This is a genomic window from Ensifer sp. LBL (assembly GCF_050435225.1).
Lineage (GTDB): Bacteria > Pseudomonadota > Alphaproteobacteria > Rhizobiales > Rhizobiaceae > Ensifer.
Genome location: NZ_JBNDJY010000007.1, coordinates 403,495 through 421,372 on the forward strand (window position 1 = coordinate 403,495; position 17,878 = coordinate 421,372).

The 17,878-nt window shown below is 63.9% G+C and carries 12 protein-coding genes and 1 tRNA gene; 8 read left to right on the plus strand and 5 right to left on the minus strand.

Going from position 1 to position 17,878, the window contains the following annotated elements; translation table 11 throughout:
* The first annotated feature begins 122 nt into the window (after window positions 1–122).
* Genes OKW20_RS27075 through OKW20_RS27085 form a run of 3 tightly spaced genes read left to right on the plus strand, consistent with a single transcriptional unit; the run spans window position 123 to window position 2,780 of the window.
* On the plus strand, window positions 123–1,067 hold the full coding sequence (locus OKW20_RS27075; protein ID WP_429177089.1) for an ABC transporter permease: 945 nt from the start codon (window positions 123–125) through the stop codon (window positions 1,065–1,067).
* On the plus strand, window positions 1,057–2,025 hold the full coding sequence (locus tag OKW20_RS27080; protein WP_429177092.1) for an iron chelate uptake ABC transporter family permease subunit: 969 nt from the start codon (window positions 1,057–1,059) through the stop codon (window positions 2,023–2,025). Before OKW20_RS27075 ends, OKW20_RS27080 begins: the two co-directional genes overlap by 11 nt.
* Window positions 2,022–2,780: an ABC transporter ATP-binding protein gene (locus tag OKW20_RS27085; protein ID WP_429177095.1), complete on the plus strand. Its 759-nt coding sequence runs from the start codon at window positions 2,022–2,024 to the stop codon at window positions 2,778–2,780. The genes OKW20_RS27080 and OKW20_RS27085 overlap by 4 nt, the downstream gene beginning before the upstream one ends.
* A gap of 100 nt (window positions 2,781–2,880) precedes the next feature.
* Here OKW20_RS27085 and OKW20_RS27090 read toward each other — a convergent pair whose 3' ends face one another.
* Both OKW20_RS27090 and OKW20_RS27095 read right to left on the minus strand, forming a co-directional pair.
* Window positions 2,881–5,979, minus strand: a complete 3,099-nt coding sequence (locus OKW20_RS27090; RefSeq protein ID WP_429177097.1) for an efflux RND transporter permease subunit — start codon at window positions 5,977–5,979, stop codon at window positions 2,881–2,883.
* The gene (locus OKW20_RS27095) at window positions 5,976–7,133 is read right to left on the minus strand and encodes an efflux RND transporter periplasmic adaptor subunit (RefSeq protein WP_429177100.1); all 1,158 of its coding nucleotides are present in this window, start codon (window positions 7,131–7,133) and stop codon (window positions 5,976–5,978) included. The genes OKW20_RS27090 and OKW20_RS27095 overlap by 4 nt, the downstream gene beginning before the upstream one ends.
* A gap of 164 nt (window positions 7,134–7,297) precedes the next feature.
* On the opposite strand from OKW20_RS27095, the gene OKW20_RS27100 reads away from it, so the two are divergent.
* Window positions 7,298–7,999: a TetR/AcrR family transcriptional regulator gene (locus OKW20_RS27100; RefSeq protein ID WP_429177102.1), complete on the plus strand. Its 702-nt coding sequence runs from the start codon at window positions 7,298–7,300 to the stop codon at window positions 7,997–7,999.
* Window positions 8,000–8,100: 101 nt separating this feature from the next.
* Here OKW20_RS27100 and OKW20_RS27105 read toward each other — a convergent pair whose 3' ends face one another.
* On the minus strand, window positions 8,101–9,144 hold the full coding sequence (locus OKW20_RS27105) for a class I SAM-dependent methyltransferase (RefSeq protein ID WP_043612776.1): 1,044 nt from the start codon (window positions 9,142–9,144) through the stop codon (window positions 8,101–8,103).
* A gap of 313 nt (window positions 9,145–9,457) precedes the next feature.
* Between OKW20_RS27105 and OKW20_RS27110 the strand changes: the two genes are divergently transcribed.
* Together OKW20_RS27110 and OKW20_RS27115 are read left to right on the plus strand one after the other, a co-directional pair.
* Window positions 9,458–11,455 (plus strand): putative bifunctional diguanylate cyclase/phosphodiesterase, encoded by a 1,998-nt coding sequence (locus OKW20_RS27110; RefSeq protein ID WP_429177105.1) that lies wholly within the window; start codon window positions 9,458–9,460, stop codon window positions 11,453–11,455.
* A 299-nt stretch (window positions 11,456–11,754) separates the two neighbouring features.
* Window positions 11,755–13,518: a hypothetical protein gene (locus OKW20_RS27115; protein WP_429177107.1), complete on the plus strand. Its 1,764-nt coding sequence runs from the start codon at window positions 11,755–11,757 to the stop codon at window positions 13,516–13,518.
* On the opposite strand, the gene OKW20_RS27120 is transcribed toward OKW20_RS27115, so the two are convergent.
* A complete protein-coding gene (locus OKW20_RS27120; protein ID WP_429177109.1) occupies window positions 13,519–14,667 on the minus strand; it encodes an AI-2E family transporter in 1,149 nt (382 codons plus the stop codon). It abuts the gene before it with no gap.
* 316 nt (window positions 14,668–14,983) lie between these two features.
* Here OKW20_RS27120 and OKW20_RS27125 point away from each other — a divergent pair, with 316 nt between their 5' ends.
* Both OKW20_RS27125 and OKW20_RS27130 read left to right on the plus strand, forming a co-directional pair.
* A complete protein-coding gene (locus OKW20_RS27125) occupies window positions 14,984–16,363 on the plus strand; it encodes a DUF3300 domain-containing protein (protein WP_429177112.1) in 1,380 nt (459 codons plus the stop codon).
* A gap of 23 nt (window positions 16,364–16,386) precedes the next feature.
* Entirely contained in the window at window positions 16,387–17,427 is a 1,041-nt protein-coding gene (locus OKW20_RS27130) for a DUF2950 domain-containing protein (RefSeq protein ID WP_043612787.1), read from the plus strand.
* A gap of 365 nt (window positions 17,428–17,792) precedes the next feature.
* Here the strand turns inward: OKW20_RS27130 and OKW20_RS27135 are convergent.
* A tRNA-Met gene (locus OKW20_RS27135) sits at window positions 17,793–17,869 on the minus strand.
* Window positions 17,870–17,878: the final 9 nt, after the last annotated feature.

Here is a 17,878-nt window from a genome sequence, read left to right on the forward strand (position 1 = left end):
GATCGAGCGCTCCTGGCGGCTACAACCTCAGGAGTTCCGTTGCGGCGGTCGATAGAAAGAATGCAGCCACGGGATACGAGAGCGGTGGTCACCACGAAATGCAGCTGGAGCGTGACGGAACCATGAGGGCGGTCCTGTTTGCCATCCCGGTCGTCCTGCTGCTTGCCGCCGTCAGCGTCTTTACCGGTGTCGGCAGTCTTGCGGCCAGCGACGACGGCCGCGGCTGGCTTCTGGTGGTCGAGAGCCGCCTGCCGCGCACGCTGGCGCTGATGCTCGCAGGCGCCGGCCTCGCCGTATCCGGCACGATCATGCAGATGCTGGCGCGCAACCGCTTCGTCGAGCCGTCGACCGCCGGCACTGCCGAATCCGCCGCACTCGGAATGCTTTTGGCCATGCTGATTGCGCCGAACCTTCCGGTCGCCGGCAAGATGGCGTTTGCCGCCCTGACCGCGCTTGCCGGAACCGCCCTGTTCCTGCAGATCCTGCGGCGCGTTCCGCTGCGCTCGGCACTGATGGTGCCGCTGATCGGTCTGATGCTCGGCGGCGTCGTCAACGCCATCACCACCTTCATCGCCTATCGCTACGACCTGATGCAGTCGATGGGCGCCTGGATGTCCGGCGATTTCTCGGTCGTGCTGCGTGGACGCTACGAGCTGCTGTGGATCGGCTTCGCGCTGACGCTTGTCGCCTACGCCACCGCCGCGCGCTTCACCGTCATCGGCATGGGCGAGGCGATCGCGCGCAATGTCGGGCTCGACTACGACAAGGTGGTCACCCTCGGGCTTGCCATCGTTTCCATGGTCACGGCAACGGTGGTTGCGACCGTCGGCATGATCCCGTTCCTCGGCCTCGTCGTTCCCAACATCGTCAGCCTGATCCTCGGCGACAACCTGAGGCGTACATTGCCGGTGATCGCCATTGCCGGCGCCGGGCTGGTGCTCGCCTGCGATATCGTCGGGCGGATGGTGATTGCGCCCTATGAGGTCCCCGTCGGCACGGTCATGGGCGTGATCGGCAGCCTCGTCTTCCTTCATCTCCTGCTATCGAGGCGGTCCCATGCAGGCTGATGCCAAGCGGATCTCTCCGTCGACCGTCCTTGTTGCATCCGCTGCGCTTGCGCTGCTATCGATGATCGCCTTCATGACCATCGGCGCCAAGGGAAGCTGGAGCTTCATCCTCTCCTTCCGCGGCACGAAGCTGCTCGGCATGGTGCTGGTCGCCTACGCGATCGCCGTCTCGACGGTGCTGTTCCAGACGATTTCCGGCAACCGTGTCCTGACGCCGTCGATCATCGGCTTCGACGCCATGTACACGCTGCTGCAGACAGTCATGGTGTTCTTCCTCGGTGCCGCCGGCGCGGCAAGCATCAACCCGCAGATGCAGTTCACGCTCGAAACGACCGTGATGGTCGGCCTTTCGCTGCTCCTGTTCCGCGCCCTCTTTTCCGGCGGCAGCCGCAGCCTGCATCTCCTGATGCTGGTCGGCGTCATTCTCGGCGGCCTGTTCCGCAGCCTCTCCTCCTTCCTGCAGCGCGTTCTCGACCCCAACGATTTCATCGTCCTGCAGGACCGGCTGTTTGCAAGCTTCAACAGCATCGATGCCAGCCTGCTCGGCATTGCCGCTGCAGCCACCCTCGGCGTGACCTTCGTCCTGTGGCGGCTGTCGCCCACCTTCGATGTGCTCTCGCTCGGGCGCGAGGCGGCGATCGGGCTCGGCGTCGACCATCAGCGTGTCGTGACGCTTCTCCTGATGCTGATCGCCGTTCTGGTGTCGGTCTCCACCGCGCTCGTCGGGCCGGTGACCTTTTTCGGCCTGCTCGTCGCAAGTCTCGCCTGGCAGCTGACGCCCACCGCCAGCCACCGCTTCGTGCTGCCTGTCGCCGTCTTTATCGCGATCGCGACGCTCGTCGGCGGCCAGGTCGTCCTGGAGCGGCTGTTTTCCTTCAACACGGCGCTCAGCATCGTCATCGAATTCTTCGGTGGCCTAGTCTTCATCTTCCTGCTCGTCCGAGGCTCCGCGCGATGATCGAGATCCAAGAGGTAACCAAATCCTATGGCGGCACCGCGGTCGTCGACCGGGTGTCGCTGACCCTGCCCACGGGCGGCCTGACCTCGATCATCGGCCCCAACGGCGCCGGCAAGTCGACGCTTTTGTCGATCGTCAGCCGGCTGATGCCGATGGATACGGGCAAGGTCCTGGTCGATGGCCTCGACGTCAGCCGCGCCGCCGGCGACGTGCTTGCCCGACGGCTGTCGATCATGCGCCAGGACAACCACATCACCGCGCGTCTCAGCGTGCGCGACCTCGTCGGCTTCGGACGCTACCCCTATTCCAAGGGACGGGTGACGGCAGCCGATGCGGAACACATCGATCGCTCGATCGCCTATCTCGGGCTCGAACCCTACCAGAACCGCTTTCTCGACGAACTCTCGGGCGGCCAGCGCCAGCGCGCCTTCATCGCCATGGTGCTGTGCCAGGACACCGACTACATGCTGTTCGACGAGCCTCTGAACAATCTCGACATCAAGCATGCGGTCGAGACGATGAAGCTGTTGCGGCGCCTCGCCGACGATTTCGCCAAGACGGTGGTCGTCGTGCTGCACGACATCAATTTCGCCTCCGCCTATTCCGACCGCATCGTCGCCATGCAGGGCGGCCGCCTCGCCTTCGAGGGACCGCCGCAGGACATGATCGTGCCGTCACGGCTGCAGGCGATCTTCGATGTCGACTGCCGCGTCCACGCCGTCGGCGACACGCGCCTCGTCAACTATTTCGACTAGAAACCCGAAACGACCGCTAGGCCCGAATGCGCGAAGCGCGCTGCACGGAGATCCATGCAGCGCGCTTCGACGATGATCATGCCGGACATGAGGGGGTGCGCTACCCCGCTGCGCCGGATGCGCCCTCCTTGCCGATCCGGGCCGCATCCGCCGCATGGTCCTCGTCCGTCACCGAGGAGAAGCGCTTCAGCCAGCGGCCCATCTTGGTGTTGATGTCGTCCATCACGGTGAACATCACCGGCACGAAGACGAGGCTCAGCATCGTCGAGGTGATCAGGCCGCCGATCACTGCAACCGCCATCGGCGCGCGGAAGGCCGCACCGGCGCCGACGCCGATGACGGCCGGAACCATGCCCGCCACCATGGCGATCGTCGTCATGATGATCGGCCGCGCGCGGGTGACGCCCGCCGTCAGCAGCGCCGTACGCCGGTCCGCACCTTCGTTGCGGCACTCGATCGCATAGTCGACCAGCAGGATCGAGTTCTTGCAGACGATACCCATCAGCATCAGGATGCCGATCATCGACGAAAGGTCGAGTGCCGCGCCGAACAGGATCAGGGCCAGCGCGGCGCCGCCGATCGACAACGGCAGAGCCACGAGGATGGTCACCGGCTGCAGGAAATCCTTGAAGAGCAGGATCAGAACCGCCACGACCATCAGGATGCCGGCAAGCAACGCCAGGGCGAAGTTGCGGAACATCTCCGACATATATTCCGCGTCGCCGTAATTCGCCTGCGACACGCCCGCCGGCAGCTCCTTCATGGCCGGCAAGGCCGAAATCGCCTCGAAGGCCGTGCCGAGCGTCATGCCGTTGAGGTTGGCTTCGACGGAGATCAGCCGCTTGCGATCGAGACGCTCGACGCTGCTTTCCTCGGCGCCGAAGGAGACGTCGGCGACCGAAGTCAACGGCACCAGGGCACCCGCATTCGTGCCCACCCGCAGATTGCGCAACGTGTCGAAATCGCCGCGGGCCGATCGGTCGAGCATCACCCGGATCGGAACCTGGCGGTTACCGAGGTTGAACCGCGCGGAGTTGCTCTCGCTGTCGCCCATCGTCGCGATGCGTGCCACGGTGCCGATCGACGTCACAGACACGCCGAGCCTTGCCGCCTCGTCGAAGCGCGGCTTGACCAGAAGCTCGGGCGAAAGCAACGGCTCGGTCGACCGCACGCTGACCAGACCCGGGAGCGCACGCATCTCGTTTTCCAGGCGCCGCACCGACGCCATCAACGTTTCCGGGTCGTCGCCCGTCAGGTAGATGGAGAGGTCCTTCGCGCCCTCGGTCGAGGAGAACGTCGCCTGGATGTCGGGGGTCTCCGCCAGCAAGGGCCGCAGCGACAGCTCGAAGGACTTGCGGTCGAGTTCACGCTCCTTGCGCGGCTTGAGCTTGATGCGCAGCGATACCTCGTTGAGACTGTCGGTCGTCGCCAGGACGTTCTCGACTTCCTTGCGCTCCTTGAGCTTGGCCACCAGATCGTCGGAAATGCGCGCCGTTTCCTGGAGCCGCGTACCTGGCGGCAGGGTGATCTTGAGCTGCGAGACGTTGCTGTCGCTCGTCGGCATGAAACCCGTCGGCAGCATGGTCAGAAGCGCGATCGAGCCGGCGAAGATCAAAGCGACCATCGAGAGCGCGGTCTTGCGGTGATCGAGGGTCCAGCCGAGCATGCTGCGATAGGCGTCGGCGATGCGCGACGGCTTGGCGGCATGGCCGTGACCGGGCTTCGGCCGCAGCAGATAAGCCGCCATCAGCGGCGTCAGCAGGCGTGCGACCAGCAGCGAGAACAGAACGGCGATCGCGACGGTCAGGCCGAACTGCTTGAAATACTGCCCGACCGCGCCACCGATGAAGCTGACCGGCGCAAAGACAGCGACGATCGTCAGCGTCGTTGCGACGATCGCAAGGCCGATCGCGTCGGCCGCGTCGATCGCGGCGATGAACGGGCGCTTGCCCATGTCGACATGCCGCTCGATGTTCTCGATCTCGACGATCGCGTCGTCGACGAGAATGCCGATGACCAGCGTCAGGGCGAGAAGGCTGATGCCGTTGAGCGTGAAGCCGAGCAGGTCCATCACCGCAAAGGTCGGCAGGATCGAGAGCGGCATGGCAAGCGCCGAGATCAGCGTCGCCCGCCAGTTGCGCAGGAACACGAAGACGACGACGATGGTCAAAAGCGCGCCTTCGATCAGCGCCGTGACGGCCGCATCGTAGCTTTCCTGCGTATACTCGACGAGCGAGATCAGCTCGGTCATCTCGACGCCGGGGGTGCGCGCCTGGATCTCCTTCAGCCGCTCGATGACGCGCTCGGCAACGACCGTGTCGCTCGCGCCCTTGCTGCGCGAAACCGAGAAGCTGACGATCGGCTCGCCATCGAAATGGGCAAAGCTGCGCGGCTCGGACGAGGTGTCCTCGATCGTCGCAATGTCGGAGAGCTGCAGCCAGCGGCCGCCTGCAAGCGGGATCGAAAGCTGCCGGAGTTCGTCCACCGAGCCGGCACTGCCGACGGTGCGGATCGACTGCTCGCGCCCGCCGATTTCTCCGCGGCCGCTCGGGATGTTGATGTTGATTTCGCGGAGTGCCGTGTTCACCTGGTCGGCCGTCACGCCAAGCGCCAGCAACCGCTCGGGATTGAGCGAAACCCGCACCTCGCGGCTGACACCGCCGAGGCGCTGCACCTTCTGCACGCCGGGCAGCGTCAGCAATTCGCTGGTGATCGTGTCATCGACGAACCAGGACAGCTCCACTTCCGACATGTGCGGCGCCCGCACGGCGTAATAGACGATGGCGCTGCCGTCGACGTCGAGACGCGAGACGATCGGCTCCTGAATGGATTGCGGCAGGTCGGCGCGGATCTGCGCCACGGCCTCGCGCACGTCGTTTGCCGCCCGGTCCGGATCGGTGCCGATCTTGAATTCGACCGTGGTCGTGGAGACGCCGTCGGTAATGGTCGAGCGGATGTGACTGACCCCGACGAGGCCGGAGGCGACCCCTTCGACGCGACGCGTCACCTGCGTTTCCATTTCACCGGGCTGCGCGCTCGGCTGCGTGATCGTCACCGTCACGATCGGGAAGGATACGCTCGGATTGGCGTTGACCGGCAGCCGCAGAAACGAGGCGATCCCGATCAACGTCAGCACGACGAAGAGAACGATCGTCGGAACGGGCTTTCGGATCGCCCAGGCAGAAATGTTGCTCGTCATTGCTGGTCGCCCGTTTGCGTCGGCTGGACGTCTTTCGTTGCGACCGCTTCGCCTTCGCGCAGCGACGCCCCGGATTTAAGGACGACCCGTTCGCCGGTCGAAAGGCCCGAGGTGATCTCCACCTTGCCACCCTGGCGCATGCCCGCCTTGACCGGCTTGCGCACGACCTGGCCGCGATCGACGACGAAGACCGAGACGGCGCCGTCCGGCGCGCCGAACAGCAGGGCGGAATCGTCGACCATAATCGCCTTGCGTTCGGCCACGACGATCTCCGCCCGGCCGAACGTGCCCGCGAAAGGCGGGCGCTCGGTCGACAGCGTGACCTGGGCGGTTCCGAGCCGGGTCTCGCGGTCGATCTTCGGGTTGATTACCCGCACGTGCCCCTCGATCCAGTCGTTGCGCCCCGAAAGCTTGACCTTGACCGTCTGGCCGACCGCCAGCAACGGCAGCTCGGTTTCCGGCACTTCGGCGGCAAACTCGATTTCGCCGCCGCGAATGAGCTTGAGCAGCGGCTCCGAGCCCGCAAGCGCGCCGGCGCGCGCCAGCCGCTCCGACACGATCCCGTCGGCAGGCGCCACGATCACGGCTCGATCGAGCTTCCGGCGCGCCTCGGCCTCGAGCGCTTCCGCCTGGTCGTAATCGGCTCGCGCCACCTGGACGGCCTGCTCGGCAAGGGCGAGCGCCGAGACGCGCTCTTCGAGAGTGGTGGCGGCCTGAAGGTGGCTCAACTGCCGGGCGCGGGCGAGTTTCCTCTGTTCCTGCGTAACCGTCTCTTCTTCCCGCGCCATCGCGGCGCCGGCGCGCGCGACCCGGCCCTTGGCCTCGCGCAAAAGGTTCTCCAGCATGTCGGTTTCCAGCCGGGCGAGCACCTGGCCTGCAGCGACCCGATCGCCGATCTCGACCTCGACACTGGCAATGCGCTGGTCGGTCAGAGTGGTGCCGACGGCAATCTCCTCGCGGGCGACGAAGATGCCGGCAAAGGAGCGTGTCCATTGCTGCGGGCGGCTATCGGCAACGAGCGTCGTGACCGTGCGGGTGGCAGACGGGGCGGGAACGGAGGCTGCGGCCTCTCCCGAGGCGCGCGCCGGACCAGCAGCCGCCGCAATCACGAGCAACGCTGCGAGAGCGACGTTCAACTCAACTGTACGTCTCATTTCATTGGCTTTCCATTGGCGGGGCCGGCGGCGCGATGCGCCTGCGGTACCGGATCCCGGGTCGGGCAAAGGGCGTCGATAATTTATTAGACCATTCAATCTAACAATAGAATTCATCAAACGCGACAATTGTAAGGCAGATCACATACGAGCATTGCGGGAAGATGGCGGAGATCGTGCAAGCGCCCGGCCTTGACACCGATCGGCTGCCCACCGAAATTAGAGCGCCTGATCTAATAATTGAACGGCATGCAAGGAGACCGGCGATGCGCAAGATCGACCCCGAAAAACATGCGGCCAGGCGTCGGCTGATTCTCGATGCGGCAATCGCCTGCTTTTCGCGCAAGGGTTTTCACGGCACGTCGACGGCCGAGATCTGCGCCGAGGCAGGCATGAGCCCGGGAAATCTTTTCCATTATTTTCCGACCAAGCACACCATTATCGCGGCGATCGTGGAAGAAGAACGTCAAGAAACGGCGGAGATTTTCCGAAAGCTGGGTGAAGAGGAGGATCTCTTCGCCGCATTGCTGGGCTTCATGGACAGCGTTCTCGAACTGGCGGGCGATCCTGCCTATTCGAGCCTCGCACTCGAAATCGCCGCCGAGGCGATGCGTGACGAGCGCATCGGGACGCTCGCAACGACGAACGACGCGGAACTCCAGTCGGCGCTCGTGGCGCTCCTGCGCAAGGCCGCCAGCCGAAACCAGATCGACAGGACCCTCGACGCCGAGGGCGCGGCCCGCTGGATTGCCGCGATCATCGACGGCATCTTCAGCAGGGTCGCGGTCGATCCCGGCTTCAAGCCGAAGGAGGAAAGCGTGTTGCTACGCCGCCTGCTGAGCCGTTTTCTGCGCGCACAAGACTGAGCGCGGGAAAAATGCGAGACCGCGGCAGCCCTTCGGCACGCCGCGGTCTCTTGTTTCCGGCCGGCCTCGGCTTAAAGCCGAGGCCGTTCGTCGAAGTTATCTCAGGAATGCTTCTGGATGACGCCGTAGACGATGTTGCGGTTGGCACCGAAGAAGACGCGCGCATCGATCGCGGACTTCCCGGCACTCTTGTGGATGATGTTCCACATGTCCGCTTCGGAACGCAGCAGCAAGGCCCAGTTCATGAAGCTCTCCATGTAACCGTCGACGCCGATGTCCTGGGCGAAGTTGGCGAACAGGAAGACGCCGTTCGGCTTCAGCATCTGCAGGCAGCGATGCGTCAGCTTGATGGCCACCTTGTCGGCCAGATAGTCGTAGAGACCGGCCGCATAGATGAAGTCGAACGTGCCGAGCTTCTGGTCGCGACCGAGCAGGCTGCGAACGGACCCGTCGACCGCTTCGATCGCCGTGCCGGAGAAATCGCGGCTGATCGATCCGACACTGAGAGGATCCTGATCGAGCGCCACCCAGCGCTTGATCCGGCCTTCCTCGAGAGCCTTCGAACGGTTGGCTTCCCGCAGATGACCGGCGGCAATCGTCAGGATCTCCGCCTCGGAACCCCGGCTCGCCGCGATCTCGTCGACGTGGCGCGTGAGGATATCGCGGCGCTCGCGCACCGCCACCGAGGACGAAGCGTCCTTCGTGTAGTCATAGAGCGCCCGACCGACCGGAGACGCCCGCTCGATTTCGCCGGCAACGCTCGCATGGCCGTAGATGAAGTCGAGCAACTGCGCGTCACCCGAATAGCCCCTGGGCTTGTCGAACGACCACCGGGTGAACGGATCCTGCAGGAAGTACTCCGAAACCGGGTGATCCTGGGCAATTGGGATTAGCTCCTGCCACACGCTCGGGTGGTATTTGGCACGGGTCTGGTGGAGGGAGGCAGCGAGCCGGTCGATAATTTTCGACGCATCCGTCCCTTGAATGAATTGTTCCTGAGCGACCCTGAGAATCAATGCGAGCTCGGCCTTGGCGGTCGAGAGCTGTTCGTCATGTCGTTCGCCGCGGGGCGAAACGAACTCATCAGCCATTGCCTTGGGAGTAATGAGGCTCTGACCGTCGAAAACAGTCTGAAATTGGCGCACGCGAGACCATCCGTTAAAGCTTTGTTAACAATAGTCGCGAAGATGCGCGCATAACGGCTCGGAATGCAAGTTTTTGTATATAATAAGGTAAATACTCGGAGCTCACCCCTTTGGGTGATACCGATTCGCAGATGCCCTGACCCATTAATTTAACAAAACTTAATGGACACCTCCTATCATGCCTCGCAGCGTTTCCCGCCCTTGTTGCAGATGGGTCGCGGTGAACACGCAGGGAGTGTCCGAAACAACGTCCATTGATGGAAAAGCGACGACAGATTTCCGTTGACCGTGACGCAACTCGATGGATCAGTGCATGAAGCACACGTTGGCCGACGTAGTTGACATCGACCTACACAAGCAGCCGCACAGGCCGCACCTGGCTGAGCTTCAGACCCTCTATCGCATGGAGGGCGAGGCTGGTCGGCGCGCCTCGACCCGGCAAGGGCTGTGGGTTGCCGTCGTCGTCTACCTGCTTTTCTTCATCCCGGACATTCTGCTCGTCCCCGACGTCGCCTTCTACACGATCGTCTCGCGCCTCTTTGTCGGCATCGGCTCGCTGCTGACCTTCGAGATCCTGTTTCGACTGAAGGCCCAGACCAAGTGGCTCGACGCCACCTGCGCCGCCGCCCTCGTCTTCGGCTACATCGGCTGGCTCGTCCCGGCGATGATGACGGCCGATACGAACAGTATGTCCTACTACATGATCTTCGGCGCCATCTTCATGATGGGCGCCAACCTCTTCTTCAGCCTACGGTTCCGCCTCTCGGTGGTCGCCTCCAGCATCGTACTGGTGACATTTTTCATCGCGCTGTCGTTCTTCTCCGAACACGATCCGGCCTACCTGATCGCCTTCGGGACGTTCTATGTCTCCTGCTTCGTCTTCACCTCCTATGTGAACTGGAAGCTCAACCGCGAGCGCTACAAGGTTTTCCTCAACGCCTTCGAGGCGAAGATCCAGCAGAACGAGGCTTCCGAGCGCGGCATGGCGCTTCTGCGGCTGTCCAACACCGATCCGCTGACCGGTCTCGACAACCGCCGCGCCATCGACCAGCAGCTGCGCGAATACTGGAACGATTGGCAGAAACTCGGCAAGAACTTCACCGCCATGCTGATCGATGTCGATTTCTTCAAGAAATACAACGACTGCTACGGCCACCAGGAGGGCGACCGCTGCCTCATTCTCGTGGCCAATGCGCTCGGCGAGGCGATCAGGGACTATCACGGCTCGATCGGCCGCTACGGCGGCGAGGAGTTCATCGTCCTTGCCCGCCTGGATACGCGCGAGGAGGCGGCCGAGCTTGCGGAGGTCATCTGCCGCACGGTTGAGAACATGGGGCTGATCCACGAGCAGCGCCGCGACGGCGTGTCCATCGTCACCGTCAGCGTCGGCGCCGCCTTCACCCGCAACCACACCGGAGCCAAGCTCGAAAAGATCATCCACGAGGCCGACCGCGCGCTTTACGCTGCAAAGGCAAGTGGGCGAAACTGCTCGAAGCTGTTCGACCCGAATGATCCGCAGAGCAGCGACGAGAGCGAGAACATCGCAGCGCTGCTGAAGATCGCCGTCGACCAGAACCTGGTATCCCTCGTCTACCAGCCGATCACGAACGTGACGACCGGCGAGGTCGATGCGGTCGAGGCCCTGATGCGCCTGACCATGCTGGACGGCACGTCGGTGCCGCCGAGCCTCTTCATCCCGGTTGCCGAACGGACCGGCGCCATTCTCGATCTCGGCCGCTGGGCGATAAAGACCGTCTGCCGCGAGCTTCTGGTCGACAACCACATCCCGCTCGTCAGCGTCAACGTTTCGCCGATCCAGCTGAAGACGCCGGGCTTTGCGACCTCGGTCGCAGCGATCCTCGGCGAGACCGGGGTTGCCGGCAGCCGCCTCGCCTTCGAGATCACTGAAGGGCTCGAGATGGAGATGCATTCGGGCATCCTGCGCTGCATCAGCGACCTGGAGACGCTCGGCATCCGCATCTGGCTGGACGATTTCGGGACCGGTTTCGCCGGCCTCTCCTGGCTGCGCCTGATCGATTTCGACACGGTGAAGGTTGACCGGTCGTTCCTGCACGATTGCGCCACCCCGAAGGGCCGCGCGATGCTGCAGGACATCATCGGGCTCGTGCGCAACCGCGGCCACAAGATCCTGATCGAGGGCGTGGAGACCGACGAGCAACTGGCCCTGATGCGCCGCTTCCGGATCGACCACGTGCAGGGTTTCCACGTCGGACGCCCGGCGCCTGCGGACACGTTCCGCACGCCCACCGACAAACCACGCATCCCACTTCGAAACGGCGTCCGAACCTAGAAGCCTCTTCGGCTTCATTTGCCACGATCGGCGATCAACGTACGGCAAGCCGGCATCGGCGGACCGGGAATGCTGGCTGCCGCCTTTCCGTCCGGCGCCGGTCATGACCTCGGCGAGGAGTGGCGTAGCCGGCGCCCCATCCCCTCGGCATCGCCAGCGCACGCCCCCCGCAGCCTCGGCAGGGAACGTGAAGCTCGGTGCGCGAATAAATGTTGCGCTCCGACCGAACCGGTGCGTAGGATACGGGAGAATACACTGCCGCCGGATACAATCTCACATTGTGCCCATGGAGGCGCGTGATGGCCATCGGGGACCAGCAGGACGTCGGCGTCGAACCGACCATATCTCCGCCCAGCCGCGCGGAAGTTCTGGCACAGCTTGAGCGCATTCGCCTGAGCGCCGAATTCGACGCTCCGGACCGTGACCGTAAATTCCTGGCCTACGTCATTGGGGAAACGCTCGCCGGGCGTGGCGACCGCATCAAGGCCTATTCCATTGCCACTGAGGTTTTCGGCCGGGATTCCTCCTTCGACCCGCAGACCGATCCCGCCGTTCGTATCGAGGCGGGCCGCATTCGACGGGCGCTCGAACGCTATTACCTCGTCGCCGGACGCAGCGACCCGATCGTGATCCGCATGCCGAAGGGCGCTTATGTCCCGACCTTCGAAAGGCGGGCCGAAAAACAGCCGGCACCCATCATGGAAAGCGAAACACCACCGTCCGAAGCAGTGCCGGTCGGCTGGCATGAGCGCCGCCGCGTCCTGCTTGGCGCTGCGGCGCTTGTGTGTGGGATCGCCGGCCTATCGGCCGGCTTGCTGCTTTCCGGTGACGAAAGCACCGCGACCAATCGGCCCAATATCCCGAAGGTGATCGTCACGCCTTTCGAGGATCTCTCGGGAACCCGGCAATCGGCGATGATGGCGCAGGGACTGACGGACGAAGTCGTCAGCTACCTTGCCAGGTTCAAGGAGATCGTGCCGGTTACCGGCAACGACCGACTGCAGACACCGGACGATCACGCCTATGCGCTCGAGGGACGCGTAAGGCTCGAGGGCGAACGGTTGCGGCTGGTCGTGAGGCTTGTCCAGCGATCCGACGGGGCGATCGTCTGGGCAAACACCTACGACGAACGACTGCAGTCCGGCGACGTCATCGATCAGCAGGCAAGGACCGCGGCGGCGGTATCGAGCGCGGTGGCAGAGCCCTACGGCGCCGTCTTTCAGGCAAGCGCGGCCGAACTCAGGCACTCGGTTCCTGAAGGTTGGCAGGCCTATGCCTGCACCCTCACCTACTATGACCATCGCGGCGACGTCGATCCGCAATCCCGCCGCTCCGCCGAAGACTGCCTGCAGCGCGTGACCCGGAAATTCCCGACCTATGCGACCGCCTGGGCGCTTCTGTCGATGAGCTATGTCGATGCCCTGCGCAACCGCGCCGCCCCCTCGGCCTCACCGGGATTGCTGGAACAGGCTGGCGAAGCGGCGGCGCGCGCCGTCGATCTCGCCCCCCTCGACGTTCGCGCCCTCGAAGCGCAGATGCTCGTCCTCTTCGCTCGCGGCGAGGTCGATGCCGCCCTTGCCGTCGGCGCCCGTGCGCTTGCCATCAATCCCAACGACAGCGAGCTTGCCCGCGCATACGGCCTCCGGCTCGCGCAGTCGGGACAATGGGATGCAGGCTGCAAGCTTCTGTCGGACACGACGGAACGCAATCTCGGCCAGACGGGCGTTTTCGAGGGGGCGCTGGCAAGCTGCGCCTACTTCGCGGGCGACTATGTCACCGCCGAGCGCTGGGCGCGGCTTGCCAATCCGCACGCCAGCCCGACCGACCGGCTGCTCCTGCTTGCTGTTCTCGGCAAGCTCGGCAAGACGGACCAGGCACGTGAGGAGCGAAAGTGGTTCGAGGCCCACGCACCGGCTTTCCTCGGTGACCTCAGGCAGACGATTGCCGCTCAATTGCACCGGCCTGAGGATCAGCACCGCCTGTTCGACGGCCTTCGCGCTGCCGGCGTCTCCGTACCCGAGGCGGAGTATCAACAGGCAGGGACCGCGAGCGCCATACGCTGATCAGATATTGCCGGGTTCAAGCTCGCCGTCGCGAACGGCGGGTTCAGCCGCCTTCTCAGGCGCTGCATCCGAGCGCGCCCAGACCATCAGCAGGTCATGCGCGACACTCAGCACGATCGGCCCGAGGAAGAGACCGATCAGGCCATAGGACAGCGTGCCGCCAAGCACCCCGATCAGGATCACCAGCGTCGGCGTCGACAGCCCGCGTGCCACCAGGATCGGCTTCATCACGTTGTCGATCACGAAGAGCGGGATCAACAGGATTGTCAGCAACAGCGCCGGACCGAAATCCATGGTGAACCAGGCCCAGATCATGACGGGCAGCAGCATCAGCGCCGGGCCGATCTGGATGATGCAGAGCACGAGCACGACGAAGGCGATTGCGCCGGGCGCCGGCACGTCGAACAGGCTGAGCACCAGCCCGCACAGAAAGGCCTGTAGCAGCGCGACGCCGATGACGCCGCGCGCCACGTTACGGATCGTCGCGGTCGAAAGCTTGAGGAAACCGATGCCGCGCTGACCGCCGATCCTGCCGGCAAAGCGCTGCGCCATTTCCGCCAGCCGCTCCGCCGAACCGAAAAGGAAACCTGCGATCAACACCGAGACCACGAAACTCAAGACCTCGGCGCCGACGCTCGCGACCTTGCCGAGAACCTTGGTCCCGGCCTGCATCAGCGCCGGTTCGATCTTGCTCAGCAGTGCTTCGATATTGCCCGACGCCATGCTCCAGGCCGCATGAATGCGCTCGCCGACGACGGGCCACGTGCGGATGTATTCCGGCGGGACCGGTACGATCAGCGAACCGTCGGCAAGCCGGGCGAGCAGCGCCTGCAGCCCCTCGGCAAAACTGACGGCGATCGCAGTCAGTGGCGCGACGATGACGGCAAGGCATATCATCGTGATCAGGAATGACGCCAGGCGCCGCGAACCGAGCAGGCGCCCAAGTCGGGCATAGGCTGGAAAGAGCGCCACAGCGAGGATTGCCGCCCATATCAGAATGATCGCGAAGGGCGCGATCAGCGTCAGGGACCAATAGGCCAGAAGCCCGACGATGCCGATTCTCGCAATGTCCGTGATCTTCGCCTCGATGGAAGGCGACCCGTTCGTTCCGTTGCGGATCACATTCGATCGGGAAGGATCCTCGTCCATGCTAGCCCCATCCCCTCCACGCGAAACCGCCGACGCCCGCAGCCTTGTGCTCCCCGGCGCACTGCAAGGGTTCTACCGTCACGTGGATGGCACGCTTACGGCAACCGTGGGGCAGTAACATACAGTAGAATACGCCTGCCGGGCTTCCCGATCCGCCGGCCTCCTCTAGAGATTCCAGTGACTGATGACGACCGTGGTCAGCAATCGCGGCCCGATCAGCTTGAAATTGCAAGACAAGAAGCGTCGACAGGGGGCTGTCCCGCGCGCCAGTACAAGCGCCCGCGCCACCGCCCAATACACGAGGGAGGCTGGATAGATGATCAAAAAGACGATCATCGCGCTCGGCAGCGCAATAGCGGTTTTGATAACAACACCCGTCACGGCGGTTCTTGCCCAGCAGACGGCGGCCGCGCCGGCTGCTCAGGAACAACAGACGGCACCCGAGCCACTCAGCGATGACGAGCTCGAGGTTCTGGTGGCGCGCATCGCGCTTTATCCGGACGAATTGGTGGCACTCATTTCTGCAGCGGCACTCTATCCGCTGCAGATCGTCGAGGCCGAACGCTTCCTTGAGGCCCGTCAGAAGAAGCCCGACATGAAGCCGAAGGAGGACTGGGACGGCAGCGTCATTTCGCTGCTGAACTATCCGCAGATCGTCAAGATGATGAGCGAAGATCTCGAATGGACACAGTCCTTCGGCGACGCCATCGCCAACCAGCAAAAGGATGTGCTGATCGCCATCCAGCAATTGCGTGACGAGGCGGTCGCCAAGAACATCATCAAGTCCGACGACAAGGTGAAGGTGGTCCAGGAGGGCGACAACGTCGTCATCCAGGCGGCCAACCCGGAAACGATCTACGTGCCACAATATCCGCCGGAGATGCTCTACGAGCCGAACTATGCGCCGGCGCCGATCGGCTACTATGACGAGCCCTATCCCGCTTATTGGTATCCCGGAGCGGCCTTCTTCGCCGGCGCGGTAACGGGTGCGGCCTTCGCCGCGATCGTCGACTGGGATGATTGGGGTGTCTGGGGCGGCCGCTGGAACGGCGGCGACATGGACATCGACTGCAACAACTGCTTCAACAACATCAACGGCAAGGTGAAGTGGAACGACGTCGACTGGAAGAACGTCGATCGCAGCAAGATCAACTTCAATCGCGACCAGCTTCAGCATTTCGACCGAAACAGCATCAAGAACAACATCAAGGCGAACGGCAACAACAACCTGCGCAACCGCGCCGCCGAGATGAATCACGACCGGCCGAACGCGCGGCCCGGCGGCGGCGGCGCCGGCCAGATCAGGGATGTGCGCAAGAGCACGCTCGACGGCCTGAAGGCGCAGCAAAGACCTGCCGCACGCCCAGGCGGCGGCGGTGGCGGTCAGGCGATCGCCAAGGCGCGGCCCGGCGATGGGCGGCAGAACATCAACCGTGCCGGTGGCAACAAGCCCTCGCAGGTCAACCGTCCCTCCGGAAAGAAGAAGATGGCCGCCAAGGCGCAGAACCGGCAAAGGCCGTCGGGTCTTGGCAACGTCAATTCCGGACGGCGCGAGGTGGCCTCGTCACGCCGCGGCGGCCAGAGCTTGGGCGGTGGCCAGCGTGGCGGTGGACGCCCGCAGATGAGCCGCGGCGGCGGCAGGCCGCAAATGCACCGCGGTGGCGGCGGACGGGGCGGCGGCGGCCGCAGGCGTTGACCGGATCACAGGAGAACGAGACCATGACAAAGCTCTTCAATTCCCTTCTCCTGGGATCAGCGATGGCGCTGGTTCTGGCAGCAACCCCGATCGGCTCCGCCTATTCGCAGGACAAGCCGCCGGCCGACAAACCCGCAGGCGATCAAGCTGCAGGCGATCAGCCTGCAGGGGATCGACCGGCGGCTGATCAGCCGCCGGCGGACCAGATGGTGGGTGGGCTGGATGCCTATGCCGCCGCGGAAGACCCGCCGGCCTTCGACGATCCGGACAAAGCCGTCGCGGAATTCAAGGCGAAACTGGCCGCAAATGACTTCGATGGCCTGGCGAAACTGCTGGGGCTGAATGCCGAGAAGCTGAAAGACAGCGAGGGCGTCAAGGACACCTTTGCCCTCATTCGCGAAGGCGCGGCCCGTAATGTCGTCGTTCGGGATCTGGAGGGCCGCAAGATCCTTCAGATCGGCGACCGGCTCTGGCCGCTGCCGTTCCCGCTCACCAAGGGCGAAGACGGCAAATGGGCCTTCGATACCTATGTCGGCCTAGAAGAAATCGTCAACCGCCACGTCGGCGAGAACGAACTGCAGGCGATCGACACCGTCGAAGCCTATGTCGATGCCCAGAAGGAATACGCATCCGAGGATCGCGATTCCGATGGCGTCCTCGAATATGCCCAGAAGCTGATCAGCACGCCCGGCCAGACCGACGGGCTCTATTGGCCTGCCGATCAGGGCGACGGTGAAAGCCCCGTCGGAGACTCGATCAACGAGGCGGCCCTGGAAAAGGCAAAAGCCGGCGAAGGCTATTTCGGCTACCGCTTCCGCATCCTGACTTCGCAGGGCGACAACATCGCCGGCGGCCGCTACGACTATGTGATCAACGGCAACATGATCGGCGGCTTTGCGCTGATCGCCTGGCCGGTCACCTATGCGGAGACGGGGGTGAAGACCTTTGTCGTCAACCAGCAGGGCATCGTCTACGAGCGCGACCTCGGGCCGAGCACGGAAGCGATCGTTCCCTTCATCGACCGCTTCGATCCCGACGACAAGTGGTCCGTCGTCGACGATTGACCGGGATCACCGGCATGAACGACAGCGCCGCCCGATCGGGCGGCGTCAGGCCACGAGCCCGCGAGCTGCCCCGACCCGCCAGGCCTGTTTTTCGCTCAAGCAAGTATCAAGCGCATATCGAGCGCGACCCGCTATTTGCGCGGCTCGATCGGGCCTGCCGAAAACGAAGCTCCCTCCCGTTGAGAATTGAAGGGACGCTCTCCCACCGCGTTGGGGTGCCCTCCCCCCTCAGGCTTAGCGGGGTGCTCGGTTCTTTGGCCGTTGCCTGCTCTGGCGCCTTTCGGCCTTCGACCATCTGGGTTTTTGTCGCAATGCCTTAGAACGGACAAAAGCCCGCGGGATTTCTCCATGCGGGCTTTTTGATTTGGTTGCGGGGGCAGGATTTGAACCTGCGGCCTTCAGGTTATGAGCCTGACGAGCTACCGGGCTGCTCCACCCCGCGTCCAGCGCA

Excerpts from the sequence above, each read along its gene's own strand:
- OKW20_RS27075 (WP_429177089.1), top strand. The coding sequence starts at position 123 with ATGAGGGCGGTCCTGTTTGCCATCCCGGTCGTCCTGCTGCTTGCCGCC.
- OKW20_RS27080 (WP_429177092.1), top strand. The coding sequence starts at position 1,057 with ATGCAGGCTGATGCCAAGCGGATCTCTCCGTCGACCGTCCTTGTTGCA.
- OKW20_RS27085 (WP_429177095.1), top strand. The coding sequence starts at position 2,022 with ATGATCGAGATCCAAGAGGTAACCAAATCCTATGGCGGCACCGCGGTC.
- OKW20_RS27090 (WP_429177097.1), bottom strand. The coding sequence starts at position 5,979 with ATGACGAGCAACATTTCTGCCTGGGCGATCCGAAAGCCCGTTCCGACG.
- OKW20_RS27095 (WP_429177100.1), bottom strand. The coding sequence starts at position 7,133 with ATGAGACGTACAGTTGAGTTGAACGTCGCTCTCGCAGCGTTGCTCGTG.
- OKW20_RS27100 (WP_429177102.1), top strand. The coding sequence starts at position 7,298 with ATGGCGGAGATCGTGCAAGCGCCCGGCCTTGACACCGATCGGCTGCCC.
- OKW20_RS27110 (WP_429177105.1), top strand. The coding sequence starts at position 9,458 with ATGAAGCACACGTTGGCCGACGTAGTTGACATCGACCTACACAAGCAG.
- OKW20_RS27115 (WP_429177107.1), top strand. The coding sequence starts at position 11,755 with ATGGCCATCGGGGACCAGCAGGACGTCGGCGTCGAACCGACCATATCT.
- OKW20_RS27120 (WP_429177109.1), bottom strand. The coding sequence starts at position 14,667 with ATGGACGAGGATCCTTCCCGATCGAATGTGATCCGCAACGGAACGAAC.
- OKW20_RS27125 (WP_429177112.1), top strand. The coding sequence starts at position 14,984 with ATGATCAAAAAGACGATCATCGCGCTCGGCAGCGCAATAGCGGTTTTG.
- OKW20_RS27130 (WP_043612787.1), top strand. The coding sequence starts at position 16,387 with ATGACAAAGCTCTTCAATTCCCTTCTCCTGGGATCAGCGATGGCGCTG.